General features: G+C 72.7%; 12 protein-coding genes. 6 read left to right on the top strand and 6 right to left on the bottom strand.

Translation table 11 applies throughout. The features are described 5' to 3' along the window. Positions 1–149: 149 nt before the first annotated feature. Both NQO67_RS05615 and NQO67_RS05610 read right to left on the bottom strand, forming a co-directional pair. Positions 150–1,199: an SPFH domain-containing protein gene (locus NQO67_RS05615; protein WP_255947388.1), complete on the bottom strand. Its 1,050-nt coding sequence runs from the start codon at positions 1,197–1,199 to the stop codon at positions 150–152. A gap of 144 nt (positions 1,200–1,343) precedes the next feature. Next, positions 1,344–2,258, bottom strand: coding sequence for a LysR family transcriptional regulator (locus tag NQO67_RS05610; protein ID WP_255947378.1), 915 nt, complete (start codon positions 2,256–2,258; stop codon positions 1,344–1,346). A 181-nt stretch (positions 2,259–2,439) separates the two neighbouring features. Here NQO67_RS05610 and mgrA point away from each other — a divergent pair, with 181 nt between their 5' ends. The 4 genes from mgrA (at position 2,440) to NQO67_RS05590 (ending at position 7,068) form a co-directional block, all read left to right on the top strand. After that, positions 2,440–3,441: an L-glyceraldehyde 3-phosphate reductase gene (gene mgrA, locus NQO67_RS05605; protein WP_255947376.1), complete on the top strand. Its 1,002-nt coding sequence runs from the start codon at positions 2,440–2,442 to the stop codon at positions 3,439–3,441. 235 nt (positions 3,442–3,676) lie between these two features. Then, complete coding sequence (locus NQO67_RS05600; RefSeq protein WP_255947374.1) at positions 3,677–5,272, top strand: MFS transporter; 1,596 nt, start codon at positions 3,677–3,679, stop codon at positions 5,270–5,272. Between the two features lie 39 nt (positions 5,273–5,311). Further along, the gene (locus NQO67_RS05595) at positions 5,312–5,950 is read left to right on the top strand and encodes a TetR/AcrR family transcriptional regulator (protein WP_255947372.1); all 639 of its coding nucleotides are present in this window, start codon (positions 5,312–5,314) and stop codon (positions 5,948–5,950) included. A 161-nt stretch (positions 5,951–6,111) separates the two neighbouring features. Beyond that, positions 6,112–7,068, top strand: coding sequence for a hypothetical protein (locus NQO67_RS05590; RefSeq protein ID WP_255947370.1), 957 nt, complete (start codon positions 6,112–6,114; stop codon positions 7,066–7,068). A gap of 25 nt (positions 7,069–7,093) precedes the next feature. Here the strand turns inward: NQO67_RS05590 and NQO67_RS05585 are convergent, their stop codons facing one another. After that, positions 7,094–8,053 (bottom strand): dihydrodipicolinate synthase family protein, encoded by a 960-nt coding sequence (locus tag NQO67_RS05585; RefSeq protein ID WP_255947368.1) that lies wholly within the window; start codon positions 8,051–8,053, stop codon positions 7,094–7,096. 486 nt (positions 8,054–8,539) lie between these two features. On the opposite strand from NQO67_RS05585, the gene NQO67_RS05580 reads away from it, so the two are divergent. Together NQO67_RS05580 and NQO67_RS05575 are read left to right on the top strand one after the other, a co-directional pair. Then, positions 8,540–9,199: a ThuA domain-containing protein gene (locus NQO67_RS05580; RefSeq protein ID WP_255947366.1), complete on the top strand. Its 660-nt coding sequence runs from the start codon at positions 8,540–8,542 to the stop codon at positions 9,197–9,199. Beyond that, positions 9,184–10,278 carry a Gfo/Idh/MocA family protein gene (locus tag NQO67_RS05575; protein WP_255947363.1) on the top strand — a complete coding sequence of 365 codons (1,095 nt, stop codon included), beginning with the start codon at positions 9,184–9,186 and terminating at the stop codon, positions 10,276–10,278. The genes NQO67_RS05580 and NQO67_RS05575 overlap by 16 nt, the downstream gene beginning before the upstream one ends. Positions 10,279–10,411: 133 nt before the next feature. On the opposite strand, the gene NQO67_RS05570 is transcribed toward NQO67_RS05575, so the two are convergent. Genes NQO67_RS05570 through NQO67_RS05560 form a run of 3 tightly spaced genes read right to left on the bottom strand, consistent with a single transcriptional unit; the run spans position 10,412 to position 14,303 of the window. After that, positions 10,412–11,671 (bottom strand): glycoside hydrolase family 99 protein, encoded by a 1,260-nt coding sequence (locus NQO67_RS05570; protein WP_255947361.1) that lies wholly within the window; start codon positions 11,669–11,671, stop codon positions 10,412–10,414. A gap of 44 nt (positions 11,672–11,715) precedes the next feature. Continuing rightward, on the bottom strand, positions 11,716–12,714 hold the full coding sequence (locus tag NQO67_RS05565) for a chitinase (protein ID WP_374118907.1): 999 nt from the start codon (positions 12,712–12,714) through the stop codon (positions 11,716–11,718). Then, on the bottom strand, positions 12,714–14,303 hold the full coding sequence (locus NQO67_RS05560; protein WP_255947359.1) for a glycoside hydrolase family 30 protein: 1,590 nt from the start codon (positions 14,301–14,303) through the stop codon (positions 12,714–12,716). The genes NQO67_RS05565 and NQO67_RS05560 overlap by 1 nt, the downstream gene beginning before the upstream one ends.

Raw genomic sequence — 14,303 nt, 5'->3', positions numbered from 1 at the left:
GGCCGCGTGGCGCCATCGGGCCGCGCCGGTCCGGGGGCCCGTCAGGGGCGCCGATGGGGTGCCGCAGGGTTGCACGCGCACCTCCGTGCGCCCCTGACGGGAGAGCTGCGCGCTCCGGCGAGCACGGGTGGGGGAGGATGCCGCACCCGTCAGGCACGCGGCTCCGTACCGTTCGGCGGAGACTCCGGCGCCGCCGCCGGGGTCGTCGGGGGTGGGGTCGCCGCCGGGGTCGGGTGTGCCGTGCCCGGTACCTCGGTCGGGTTCCACAGCGCCCCGTCACGCCCCGGCTCCGCCAGCGCGTCACCGGCATCCAGCGCCGGCGCGCCGGCTTCGTCGGCCTCGTCGGCCTTCTCCGCGTCGGTGGCTTCGCCGTCCGCCTCGTCCTCGGTCTGGGGAGACGGCTCCGCCCCGTCCGTCGACGTCGCGGCGGGTGCCGTGCCGCCCTGCGCCCGTTCCAGGAAGCGCAGCAGCTCGACGGGGAAGGGCAGGACGAGGGTGGAGTTCTTCTCCGCCGCGACCGCCACCATGGTCTGCAACAACCGCAGTTGCAGCGCGGCCGGCTGCTTCGACATCGCCTGGGCGGCGGCGGCCAGCTTCTTGGAGGCCTGGTACTCGGCGTCCGCGTTGATGATGCGGGCCCGCCGCTCCCGGTCCGCCTCGGCCTGCCGCGCCATGGAGCGCTTCATCGTCTCCGGCAGCGACACGTCCTTGATCTCCACCCGGTCGATCTGCACTCCCCAGCCGACCGCGGGGCTGTCGATCATCAGCTCCAGGCCCTGGTTGAGCTTCTCTCGGTTGGAGAGCAGATCGTCGAGATCGCTCTTGCCGATGATGGAGCGCAACGACGTCTGGGCCATCTGCGAGACGGCGAAACGGTAGTCCTCCACCTGCACCAGTGCGTTGACCGCGTCGACCACCTTGAAGTAGACGACCGCGTCCACCCGTACCGTGACGTTGTCCCTGGTGATGCCCTCCTGCGCGGGCACCGGCAGGGTGACGATCTGCAGGTTGACCTTGTGCAGCCGGTCCACGCCCGGAAGGATCAGGGCGAGTCCCGGATGGCGGGCCGATCCGTGCAGCCGGCCGAGCCGGAAGATCACCCCACGCTCGTACTGTTTGACCACCCGTGCCGATGACAGCAGGCCGACCAGGCCCACACAGATCACTGCCACCAGTGCGGCGACAAGACTCCCGACCATGACGGCCTCCTGACGTCCGTATAGCTGTCATTAGCCGCAAGACCAGCATAGGTCTGTCAGGGCGATCCGAGCCCGTCCCGTACCGAGGGCATTGCGGAGTCGTGCGGAGCCAGGCGGGGGGTGCCCGCGTCCCGTCGCCCGCCGCTACAGCAGGCCCATCAGCTCCCGCGCCGCCGGGCTGGTGGCCGGGCGCCGGGGCAGCACCGCCACCGTCTCGTAGGCGATCCGGGCCGGCCCGCTCACCGGGATGGCGCACAGCTCCGCCGCCTGGGGTTTGCGGGCGAAGTGCCGGGGCACCACCGCGATGCCCAGACCCTCCTGGACCAGCTCCAGCAGGCTGTGCACGTCGCCCACCTCCAGCGTCACGGTGCGGCTGACCCGGGCCGCGGCGAACGCGGCGTCGGTGGTCCGGCGCGGGCCCCAGTCCGGATGGAAGTCCACGAACGCCTCACTCCCGAGGCCGCCCAGGTCGGTGATGGCCGCGCCGTCCGGGGACCCGGTGCCGTCCGAGGGCTCTGCGGCGCGCGCGGCCAGGCGGTGCGCCGGATGGCAGAGCACGACCATGGGTTCGCGCGCGAGTGGCACGCTGCGCACCGTGCTCGGCAGCTCGCCGACGGTGACCGCGAACGCCAGGTCGAGACGCCCGGCGGCGACCTCCTCGACGAGCAGCGCCGACCCGGCCTGCCGCAGCCGGATCTCGACCTCCGGGTGCCGCTCCCGGAACGCCGCCAGCAACGCCGGCACCCGCACGCCGGCGACGCACTGCTCGGTCCCCAGCGCGAGCCGACCGCGCAGCACCCCCTGGACCGCGGCCACCGCCTCCTGGGCGGCCCGGACCCCGGCCAGGACGCGTTCGGCCTCCGCGAGGAGCGCACGGCCGGCTTCGGTGAGGGTGACGTGACGGGTGGTGCGCACGAACAGCGGGGCCTGTAGCTCGCGCTCCAGGGACCTGATGGAGGCCGACAGCCCCGACTGGGACACCATCAGCCGTTCCGCCGCCCGGGTGAAATGCCGGTCCTCGGCGACGGCCACGAAGTGCTGGAGATGACGCAGTTCCATGATTCAGCAGCGTATCCGCACAATACGATCGCATTCTCCTGTTGGACTGCTGCCCGGGTTCGGCGGAAGGCTGGGGGCCGCGTCCGCACCGGGACCGCCGATCGGGCCGGCCCGGCGCAGCCCGCCCGTCATGTACCGGAGGGGTCCAGGCGACCCCCCGCACCCTTCGCAGGAGCGCCCGTTGTACACCGCACATCCCGACCGATACGCGGCCATGCCCTACCGGCGCACCGGCCGCAGCGGCCTTCGGCTGCCGGCACTGTCGCTGGGCCTCTGGCACAACTTCGGGCCCGACCGGCCGGCCGAGACCCAGCGGGACATCCTCCGCCACGCCTTCGACCTCGGGATCACCCACTTCGACCTGGCCAACAACTACGGCCCGCCGCCCGGAGCCGCCGAGGAGTTCCTGGGGGAGGCGCTGCGCCGCGACCTCGCGCGCCACCGCGACGAGCTGGTCATCTCCACCAAGGCGGGCTACCTGATGTGGCCGGGCCCGTACGGCGAGTGGGGCTCGCGCAAGTACCTGCTGTCCTCGCTCGACCAGAGCCTGGACCGGATGGGCCTGGACTACGTCGACATCTTCTACTCGCACCGCTTCGACCCCGACACCCCGCTGGAAGAGACCATGGGGGCCCTGCACACGGCGGTGCGGCAGGGCAAGGCGCTGTACGTGGGCGTGTCCAACTACTCGGCCGAGCAGACCCGTGAGGCCGCGCGCATCCTGGCCGACCTCGGCACCCCGCTCCTCATCCACCAGCCGCGCTACTCGATGCTGGACCGCTGGGTGGAGGACGGCCTGCTGGACGCGCTCGACGAGCTCGGCGTGGGCTCCATCGCCTACTCGCCGTTGGAGCAGGGCCTGCTCAGCAGCCGCTACCTGAACGGCGTCCCGGCAGGCTCCCGGGCCGCCGGAGACAGCCCCTTCCTGACCGAGGAGAAACTGACCGGCGAACTCGTCGGGCGGCTGCGGACGCTCAACGAGATCGCCCAGGACCGCGGCCAGACCCTGGCGCAGCTGGCCCTGGCCTGGGTCCTGCGGAACGTGACCTCGGCGGTCATCGGGGCCAGCAGCACCGCCCAGCTGGACGACAGCGTGGCCGCCGTGCGCGGCCTGGAGTTCAGCCCCGCGGAACTGGCCAGGATCGACCACGTCATCGCCGGAGGCGAGGCGGCCGGGGCCTGACCGGTTCCGGATCTCCCGACTCGGCCGGTCACCCGGGGAACGCCCTGGTGACCGGCGGACCGGCGGACCGGCGGACGGTGGGCCGGCTGCGGCCACCAGCGCGCCCTATACTCCCGCGCCCCCACGGTCGGCAATGAGGTGAATCGGAATTCACCTACACTGGTGAATTCCGATTCACCTTCCGGCGTGCGGCCTCCGTTGCCATGCGCCGGCCCACCCCTGCGCTGGAGCGTTCATGGAGGCTGTCCCGTCGGCGGAGACCACCCCCGGCACCTCGGGTTTACGCGCACGCATGACGGTGCCGGTGCTCGCCTTCGGCGGCATCCTGATGGCCGTCATGCAGACCGTCGTCGTGCCGCTGCTCCCGGACCTGCCGCGGCTGACCGGATCCTCCGCAGCGGCCGTCTCCTGGATGGTCACCGCCACCCTGCTGAGCGGCGCCGTGCTGACTCCGGTGCTCGGCCGGGCGGGCGACATGTACGGGCGGCGCCGGGTGCTGCTGCTCGCCCTGGCGCTGATGACCACCGGCTCGGTGCTGTGCGCGCTGACCTCCGACATCCGGGTGCTCATCGCGGCCCGCGCCTTGCAGGGCGCGGCGGCCGCCGTGGTGCCGCTGTCGATCAGCCTGCTGCGTGACGTGCTGCCGCCGGCCCGCACCAATGCGGCGGTGGCGCTGATGAGTTCCACGGTCGGCATCGGCGCCGCACTCGGGCTGCCGCTGGCCGCACTCATCGCGCAGTACGCGAACTGGCACGTGATGTTCTGGGCCACCAGCGGGCTCGGCGTACTGGGGCTCGCGCTGGCCTGGTGGGCGGTGCGGGAGTCCCCGGTCAGGTCGCCGGGGCGGTTCGACACGCTCGGCGCGTTCGGGCTCGCCGCCGGCCTCGTCTGCCTGCTGCTCGCCGTGTCGCAGGGTGGCCAGTGGGGGTGGGGCAGCCCGCGGATCCTGGGCCTGTTCGGCGGCTGCGCGGTGATACTGGCCCTGTGGTGGTACCAGCAGCTGGGCACCGCCGACCCGCTCGTCGACCTGCGGCTCGCCACCCGGCCGCGGGTGGCGCTGCCGCATCTGACCGCACTGCTCGCCGGATTCGCCTTCTACGCGAACACGCTGGTCACCGCCCAACTGGTGCAGGCACCGCGGGCGACCGGATACGGGCTCGGCCTGTCGATCGTGGGCAGCGGACTCGTGCTGCTGCCGAACGGCGTGATCATGCTGCTGCTGTCCCCGGTCTCCGCCCGGATCTCCGCAGCGCGCGGCGCCCGGGTCACCCTGGCGCTCGGGGCGGTGGTGATCGCGCTCGGCTATGTCGTGCGGATCGCCGACAGCCGGGCCCTGTGGGCGGTCATGGTGGGCGCCGCGGTCGTCTCCTCGGGCACCACGCTGTGCTACTCGGCACTGCCGACGCTCATCCTCCGGGCGGTGCCCGGCCACCAGACGGCCTCGGCCAACGGCGTGAACGTCCTGCTGCGCACCATCGGCCAGGCCGTGTGCAGCGCCGCCGTGGCCGCGGTGCTGGTGCGGCACACGATGCCGGTCGGCGGGCAGCCGGTGCCCACCCTGCACGGCTACCAGCTGGCGTTCGTGATGGCCGGCATCGTCGCCCTGGCCGCCTGCGCCGCGGCGTTCGCGATACCCGCGGATCCGGACTTGCCCGGCCGCCGCGGTGGCGGTGCGCTCGAGGACGGCGCCGGGGCGGCCGCGGCCCCGCAGGGCGCAGCGGTCGCGGCGCCTGGCGGCATCGAGGCGGGCGGTGTGGCCGCCGTGGCCGAGGCCGGTGGGGCGGACGGGACGACCGGGATGGCCCGTGTGACGGGGAGGAAGATCCGGTGAAGGGCGGGACGGCGCGGAGCGGGAAAGGAGCGCGAGCGCATGGTGCAGGAGCACAGGGCCGATCCGGCCGCCGGCCCGTCGAGGGCCGCCCCGTACCCGGTCCGCCGTGACGCCGAGGAGACCAAGGCCGCCATCCTCCGCGCGGCCCGGTACCTGCTGGCCCGGCGGGCGCACGCCGACATCACGCTGAAAGCGGTCGCCGAACGCGCCGGCGTCAGCCCGCCGTTGATCCTGAAGTACTTCGGCAACAAGGACGCGCTCTTCGCGCACGTGATGTCGTTCGAGACGGACGCGGCCGCCCTGCTGGACGCGCCGCTGGACCGGCTCGGCGCACACATGGTGCGCCACGTCCTGCTCAGCCAGGCCGAGCAGGGTGCCGACCCGCTGCTGCGCATCGTCTTCGCACCCCTGCACCGCGAGCACGGCGACGTCCTGCGCGCCAATTTCCGCGCCCAGGTCGGTGACCGCCTCGCGGCCCGGCTGCCCGGACCCGACGCGGGCCTGCGCGCCGAGCTGGCCGTCGGCATGCTGCTCGGCCTGGGCGTCATGTACGGCATCGTCGGCGGCAGGGCACTGCACACGACGGCCATCGACGACGTCACCGAGCGGTACGCGCCCGCCGTGCAGCGGTACGTGACGCCCGAGGACGGGCCCGGGGCCCCCGTCGCGAGCACGTAGCCCGTGCGGGGCGGTGCGGGTACGTCGGACGGACCCGCTCCACGGGCGGGCGCTCCACGACGCTCCTAGCGTGGCCGGATGACAGGGGCCTTCCGCATGTCCTGCCGACCTTGCACGTGCTGCGCGGAGTGCTCTTCAGACGGGAGCGAGGGAGCGATGCCATGCGGTCCAGAGTGTGTGCCCGGGCCGCCGCGGTGAGCGCCGTGGTGCTGGCCGCCGCGGTCGCGCCGGCCGCCGCGGCGCAGGGCGGCCCGCGGTACGCGGACGCGGGGCCGGCCGCCGGACGACAGGTTCCGCCGGCGGATTCGAGTGCCCGCGGCTGCCGGCGGACGGAGCCCGGCACGACGTCCACCGGCCACGCCGGGACCGAGGCGACCCGCGACCGTACTGCACCGCTGTCGCCCGCGACCCACGTCCGCTTCCGACCCACCGGAGCGCACCCGGCACCCAGCACACCGTCCGGTTGCCCGGCACGGCCCCGCCCGGCGCCGCGGCCGACCCCCGGCGCGCCCGACGGCGGCACGGTCACCCGGCAGGCGCCCGGCACCGACGAGGCGCCCGAACCCTCGGTCCGGTCGGTGCCCCGCACCGGTGCCGCGGCTGACCCGGGACCCGGTGCGGACACCACGTCCGGCGCCGACACCCTGCCTCCGGACCCCGGGGCGTCCGTGGACTCCGGCGGCGCCGATGTGCCGGACTCCGGCGGCGCCGACGAGTACGACCCCGGTACCGGCCAGGACGGCCTCACCCCCTCGTTCCAGGACCCGGGATCCTCCGACGATCCCGCGCTCGACGGGGACCCGGAGGACGGGAGCACTGCTCAGGGTGCGCGACCCGATCCGGGGCAAGGCGGTGACGCCACTCCCGGCGACGGCACGGACTCCGGACTCGCCGGGCCGGAAGGAGGCGATCCCGGCGCGGGCGGCGATCGGGGCACGGACGGTCCCGGCCCGCCGCGGCACGGCGTTCAGGCCGGCGCGGCCGGGGCATCCGAAGGCCCCTGGGGCACGGCGCAGCTCGTGCTCGGGGGACTCCTCATCGCGGGGGTGCTGGGGGCGGCGGGATACCGCGTCCTCCAGCGTGTGGGGCCGGTGGGCGGCTGGCGACCGCGCCCGTGACGACGGGAGGGGCGGCGCGGCGTCGTCACCGCACCGGCGACAGCCCCGCCCCCCGCAGCAGCCGGCCCACCTCCGCCTCCGACGCCTCCCCGAGCGGAATCTGGGGGATCGCGGTGCCGCCGCAGTCGATGACGCCCAGCTGGTGCAGCGCGGACTTGAACGCGCCGAGCGCCGACGAACTGCGCCCCATCTCGGCCTCGGGGCCCGCGTCCACCATGCCGAAGAGGGTGACCAGACGCTCCTGCTCCTTGGCGGCCTGCGCCCAGTCGCCGGCCAGCGCCGCCTCGTAGAGCCGTACGTAGCCCGCCGGATCGACGTTGCCGAGGCCCGGCACGACGCCGTCGACACCGGCGAGCAGCGCGGCGTCGACGGTGAGTTCGGAGCCGGTGAAGACGGTGAAGTCCGGCGCGGGGCCGTCGCCGCGGCCGTGCCGGCCGCCCAGCGCGACCAGCAGCCGCCGCAGGCCGCCCTCGTCGCCGCTGCTGTCCTTCAGACCGGCCAGCGTGCCGTCCGCGGCGAGTTCGGCCACCAGGGGGGCCGGGAGCTTGGTGCCCACGGCGACCGGGATGTCGTAGGCGAACAGCGGCAGGTCCACGGCGTCTCGCAGGGCGCGGAAGTGCCGGGTGATCTCCTTGGGGTGGGTGCGCGTGTAGAACGGCGCCGTGGCCACCAGGGAGTCCGCGCCGAGGTGGGCCGCCCTGCGCGCATGGCTCAGCACGCGCGGCGTGGTCGTGTCGATGACGCCGGCGAGCACCGGCACCCGGCCGCGCACCGCGGCGACGACCGTCTCCAGCACGACGCAGCGCTGCTCGTCGGTGAGATAGGCGGTCTCGCCGGACGAGCCGAGGGCGAAGACGCCGTGCACACCACCGCGGATCAGATGCTCGACGAGCCGGCCGAGGGAGCCGGTGTCCACGGCTCCGGTGGCGTCCAGCGGGGTGCAGAGGGGCGGAACGACGCCGCGTCGAGGTGGGGTCAGGGCCATGAGGGCTGCTCCAGTGAGGCTGCTCCTGAGAAGGACGTAGGACGTGAGATGTCCTACGTCCTGCCCTACGATAGCCCGTGAGCCGCCTGGCAGTTGAACTTTCGGTGGCCAGAAGGTTAATCGGCCCTCCTGGCCTGGACCAAGAGGCCGGTATCGCCGGTGGCGCACGCGGACGGCCCCGCGGCGGCCGGCAGGCGGAGAGCGGCGAGACTGCCGACCTCAGACGTCCGATCTCTATCCTCCGGTGCGTTGACAAAAGTCGCCCGGGTGCGTTCGGATTGAGGACGACAATCCGATGACTGCCCGCCTTCCACGACGACTTCCCCAGCACCCTCGTCCCCGTGGGCGGCATCGTGACGCCCCATGACCCCCGGCCGCGGCCTCGACCGCCTCAGCGGCACCGCCTGCCGGCACCCCCTGACCGAGCGGCTCGACGATGAGACCGCCGCGTTTTGCTGCGCACATCGATGGGAGCGTTGAACGCCTGTGACGACCAACATCCGACGGGCCCTTGTCGTACGCGGTGGCTGGGAGGGCCACCAGCCCGTGACGATCACCGACCGCTTCGTGCCGTTCCTCAAGGAGCACGGCTACACCGTCGAGCTCTCCGACACGCTCGACGTCTACGAGGACGCCGACCTGCTCACCGCCACCGATCTGATCGTCCAGTGCTGGACCATGGGCACGATCACCCCCGAGCAGAGCGCCGGCCTGGCCGCGGCGGTCCGTGCGGGCACCGGACTGGCCGGCTGGCACGGCGGCATCGTCGACGCCTTCCGCGCCGACCTGCCCTACCAGCTGCTGACCGGCGGGCAGTTCCTGATGCACCCGGCCGGCTTCCTCGACCACGAGGTGCGCATCGTGTCCGAGCGGGCCACGCACCCCGTCGTCGCCGGGCTCGGCGACTTCCGCGTCCACACCGAGCAGTACTGGGTGGCCACCGATCCGCTCGTCGACGTGCTCGCCACCACCGTCTTCGAGCCCGACGAGGTGCATCCGGACGCGGCCGTGATGCCGGCCGTGTGGACCAGGACCGTCGGTGCCGGACGCGTCTTCGTCTCCACCATCGGCCACAAGCCCGATGACTTCGACGTGCCCGAGGTGCAGACGCTGACCGAGAGGGGACTGCTGTGGGCCAGCCGCTGAGGATCGGCATGGTCGGGGCCGGAAGGATCAGCGGCGCCTATCTGAAGACGTTCGCCCGGCTCGACACCGTCCGCCTGACCGCCGTCACCGACCTCGACACGGACCGCGCCGCACAGGCCGCACGCGCGGCCGGCGACGGGACGGCCGTGGCCGGGTCCGTCGCCGAACTCGTCGAACGCGCCGACGTGGACGCCGTGCTCAACCTCACGGTGCCCGCCGCCCACGCCGATGTCGCCCTCGACGCGCTGCGCGCCGGCAAGCACGTCTACGGCGAGAAGCCGCTCGCCGCGGACCGCGCGGGAGCCGCCGCGGTGCTGGCCGCTGCGGACGCGGCCGGACTGCGGGTCGGCTGCGCGCCCGACACCGTCCTCGGCACCGGCACCCAGACGGCCCGCAAGGCGGTCGACGACGGGCTCGTCGGTGTCCCCGTCGCCGCCACCGCGTTCATGACGACGGCCGGCCACGAACGCTGGCACCCGGACCCGGAGTTCTACTACCGGCCCGGTGGCGGCCCGCTGCTCGACATGGGCCCTTACTACATCTCCGCGCTGGTGCACCTGCTCGGGCCCGTGGTCCGCGTCACCGGCGCCACGGCCCGGCCGCGCGCCGAGCGGGTGATCGGCAGCGGTCCACGCGCGGGCGACACCTTCCCCGTGCAGGTCGACACGCATGTCACGGGCGTGCTGGAGCACGCGGGCGGTGCCCTGTCCACGCTCGTCATGAGCTTCGACATCCACGCCGCCCGGCTGCCGCGCATCGAGGTGCACGGCACCACCGCCAGCCTCTCGGTGCCCGACCCGAACAACTTCGACGGCCCGGTCGAGCTGTACGCCGAGGGCGCCTGGCAGCCCCTGCCGGTCTCGGCCGGCTACCCCGACGGGGGCCGTGGCATCGGCCTCGCCGACCTCGCCGGCGCCCTTGACGCGGGCCGGGCGCACCGTGCCTCGGCCGAACTCGCGCACCACGTCCTCGATGTGATGCTCACCCTGCTGGACGCGGCACACGACGGCACCCGGCGGCCCGTCAGCACCACCTGCGAGCGCCCGGCACCCGTCCCGGCCCAGGTCGCCGTGGCCTGAGAACCGGGACCGGACCCCGGCGGGGCGGGCACCGGACGGCGACCGGTGCCCGCCCCTTCCCCAGGAGGGTCGGTACGGCTCCCCTGCACCCGAACCGGCCGAGTTCGGCCGGGCCCACGCGCATGCGGCCGGTTCACACCCGCGGCTGGGTGGGCCGTGTCGCGGTGAGCGGGAGCTGGCCCTTCAGCATGCGGCCGCCGTCGTCGGTCAACCGCAGGTAGTAGTCGGACGAGCAACTGGTGCCGTCCTCGTCGAGCGCGTAGAAGCCGGACCCGGCCGGCACGTCCCCGGCGGTCTCCGCGGTCTTGGCGATCTGGTTGGACTCGTTGTACTCGTCGAACATCGAGACGTAGATGCCGGCGACCCCGAGCCCGACCATGTTGTAGAACTGCCGCCACATCAGATCGCCGTGCGCCCGGTGCCGGGACTGGAGGTCGCCGGGGATCACACAGGGCTGGTAGTCGATGCCGTGTGCGTCGCAGTCGGCCTTGTCCGGGGTGTTGACGTCCCGCAGGAACCGGTCGGCGCCCGCGGTGTCGGAGATCCGGCCCACCATCCACGGCGAGATCATGTGGAAGCCGTGGTAGACGTCCGAGAAGCCCGGACGGGAGTCATCGGTGCCGGTGCGCCAGTGGGTCGGCACACCACCGATGAGATAGACACCCTGGCTCTTGAACCAGTTGACCACGTCGAGGCAGGCGTCCGGGGCGAACGGGCGCTGGGGGTCGTTGAAACCGAAGCCCCAGATGCACACCACCGGCTTGCCGTTCTGCCGGGCGTAGGCGCTGGAGGCGGTGTGCGCCTGCATCTTCGCCGTCCAGTCCTCCTTGAGCTGCGCCTGCATGTCGGCCCAGTCGCTGACGTCGTACATGATGTAGAACTTCCGGCCGTGCGCCTCCGCCGCGCTGCGCACCTTCTGCGCCATGGCGTCCCGGGTCGGGCCCTCGGCGCCGTAGGGGTTGAAGCGTTGCAGTGCGGCGGTGTCGCAGCCGTGCTCCTGCATCCAGCGGAAGTGGGTGTCGACGGTCTGGTCGTCCCAGGAGGAGAACACGGTGGCGGGTCGGCCGTCGTTCAGGTTCGCGTAGTCCGTCCGGTAGACGTGCTGGTAGTCGCGCATGTCGGGCCAGGACGTGATGCCGCCGTTGGACGTGGACGGCGGCCGGCTCATGTCCTTGCTCCAGTGCCACCAGCCGTTGATCGGGGCACCGTCGCCGGCGCAGGCGAACCAGCCCTGGTAGCCGACGGTGATCTTGCCGACCACATCGCCCACGGGGCCGGCCGGTGGCCCGGCCGCCCCGCCGGCCGGTGCCGCGCCGGCCTGCCGGCTTGTCAGGGCGCCGGCGGCGCCGGCGGCCAGGGCGGTGGTCAGTAACCTTCGACGTCCGATGTTCATCAGGTTTCTCCATGCGTGGCAGAAGCAGGGGGGAACATCGACGTTCAGCCGGTGTACCCGGCGAAGATCTTGGTGAACTGCCAGGGGTCCTGCGCGACACCGGAGCAGGTGTCGTCGTTCGGGTAGGCCCCGGGGCAGGGCCGGTCCCGGTTGACGGACCAGAACGCCAGTCGCGCCAGGTGGTGCTGCTGGGCGTAGTCGACGATGGTCTGGAAGTCGCCGGTCGTGACCGTCTCCTGGGCGTCCGTGATCCCGTTCATCGACGACAGGCCGCTGTGCGCGTAGGCCTCCTCGTCGCTGTACCCGTAGGCGTTCTTGACGGTGTCCTTCAGACCGTCGGTGGCCTGGATGGTCAGCTGCGCCATGTCCTCGCCGGCCGCGCCGAAGTCGAACGGCATGATCGTCCAGCCGTCCACCTCCAGACCCGAGTCGGCGGCCCTGTTGATCATGCTGTCGTCCGGGCCGCTGCGGTCGCTGGGGAAGGTGACGTAGGTGACCAGCCCGGAGTTGTCTGCCTTCACCTGCTTCAACGCGTCGACCGTCTTCTGCTGCACGTTCGGGTCGTTGTACGCGTCGCCCTCGATGTCGATGTCGATCGCTTTCAGTCCGTAGGCGTCGATGACCTTCTGATACGCGCCCGCCAGGGCGTCCGCGTCGGCGCAGGACTGCTCCAGCTTGGCGCCGCTGGCGCCGCCGAACGACGGGACCACGTCGCCGCCCTTGGCGCGTACCGCTTCGACGGTCTGCTGGTCCTCGCCGCCGGTCAGCGGCCGGCCGCCGTCCCACTGCGGGTCGCAGCCGCCGGCGTCCAGGACGAAGGCCATGGTGAACCAGCTGACGCCGGTGGCGTCCATGACCTCGGCCGGGTCGGGAGGGTTGCCCCAGCCGTTGTAGATGTAGGGCGCCACGGCGGCGGGGGCCGCCCGGACGGCGGGCTCGTCGGCCATGGCCCCCCAGGCGGCCATGGTGGTGCCGACGGTTGCGGCGGCGACGGCCACCGCGAGGGTGATGGAGCGGGGGCGACGGTGTCGTGCGGTGCTCATCAGGCTCGCCTCTCGTTGCGCTGGTATGCGGCGGTGACCGGTGCCGCGGCGCCGGCCTTCGCGGGGGCGCCGTCCCGGGCCCCGTCTGTCACGCCTGCCGTGCCGCCCCAGGTGAAGGTGGCCGAGGCGCCGGCCGGAAGGTCATAGGTGAAATGCTCACCGGCGACGCCGATGTCGGCGGTCTGCGGGGAGCCGGTGTCGTTGTAGGCGATCAGGGCCGTCGAGCCGTCGGGGTTCTGCCAGGCGACGTTCAGCACCGAGGAGTCGGCCGTGGAGGCGATGCGGTGGGCACCGGGCTTCACGAACTTGGTGAGGTGGCCCATCGTGTAGTACTCGACGGTGTAGTCGACCTGCCCGGAGCGGTCGTCGCCGTGGTGCACGGTGATCAGGCCGGTGCAGGTGCCGCAGCCGCCGTCGTGCGGGCCCATGTCCTGGTCCACCGCCAGCGACCACTTCACCCAGCTGCTGCCCCAGTTGCGGGTGTAGTCGATCAGGTTGTGCATGTCGTCGTGCTGCTGGTTGCCGACCCAGGTGCCGCCGGAGTGCTCGGTGTCGAAGACACCGATGTCCGGGTAGCGGTCGTGCAGGGTGGTCTGCTCGCCGACGTCGCCCTCGTAGCCGTGCCAGGCCATCCCGCCGAAGTTGGGGTGGCTGCGCACCGCCGCGTCGCCCACCGTGTCGGCCGCGTACTCGTCGTACCGGTTCCAGTTCCAGTCCAGCGCGAGCACCTTGGTGGACAGGCCGGCCTCCTGCAACGCGGGCAGCAGATCGGTCTTGGTGAAGTACGCCAGACCCGAGCCGTTCCACTGCATGGACGGATAACCCGAGCAGCAGGTCGGCTCGTTCTGCACGGAGACGTAGTCGACCGGCACGCCGCCCGCCCGGTACGCCTGGAGGTACCTGACGAAGTACTGGGCGTAGGCGGCGTAGTACTTCGCCTGCAACCAGCCCTGGTCCAGGCTGTCGTTGTCCTTCATCCAGGCCGGCGCGGTCCACGGTGAGGCCATCACCTTGGTGTCCGGGTTGAGCTGCCGGGCCTGTCTGGTCAGCGGCAGCACATCGGCCAGGTCGTGGTCGATGGAGAAGTGGGCCAGGGACTCGTCGGTCTGCCCGGCGGGCATGTCGTCGAAGGTGTACCCGTTTCTGGCGAGGTCGGACGCGCCGATCGGGTTGCGGATGAAGTCGAGACCGATCCCCTCCCGGGGATCGAACAGCTTCCGCATGGTGTCGTCACGGGTGGCCTGGCTCAGCGCTCCGCTGCTGTTCATCAGCCAGGCGGCGGTGTCGGTGAACGAGGCGCCGCCGCCCGCGAACGCCTGGTACCGCTGGCCTGCGTCCACCGTGATCCGTCCGGTGCCCGGGGTGAAGGCCACCGGGTCCTGCTGCTCGAGGCCCTTGACGACATGGCGGCCGCCGGCGTCGTCGGTGGTGGTCAGATACACCTGGACCGTCGCACCTGCGGTGGTGCCCGCGCCGGCCAGCGAGGGGTGCAGGGCCGTCGCGGCGAGCGCGGACAGTGCCGCGGTCCAGAGCACGCCGCGCCGTCGGGCACCGGAATGGGGGGAGGATCGGAGTCTGCGGATCGTCAT

Origin of the sequence: Streptomyces odontomachi, from assembly GCF_024435355.1 — a bacterium.
In the GTDB taxonomy this organism is placed as follows: domain Bacteria; phylum Actinomycetota; class Actinomycetes; order Streptomycetales; family Streptomycetaceae; genus Streptomyces; species Streptomyces odontomachi.
This window is presented reverse-complemented; position numbering and strand designations above follow the sequence as displayed.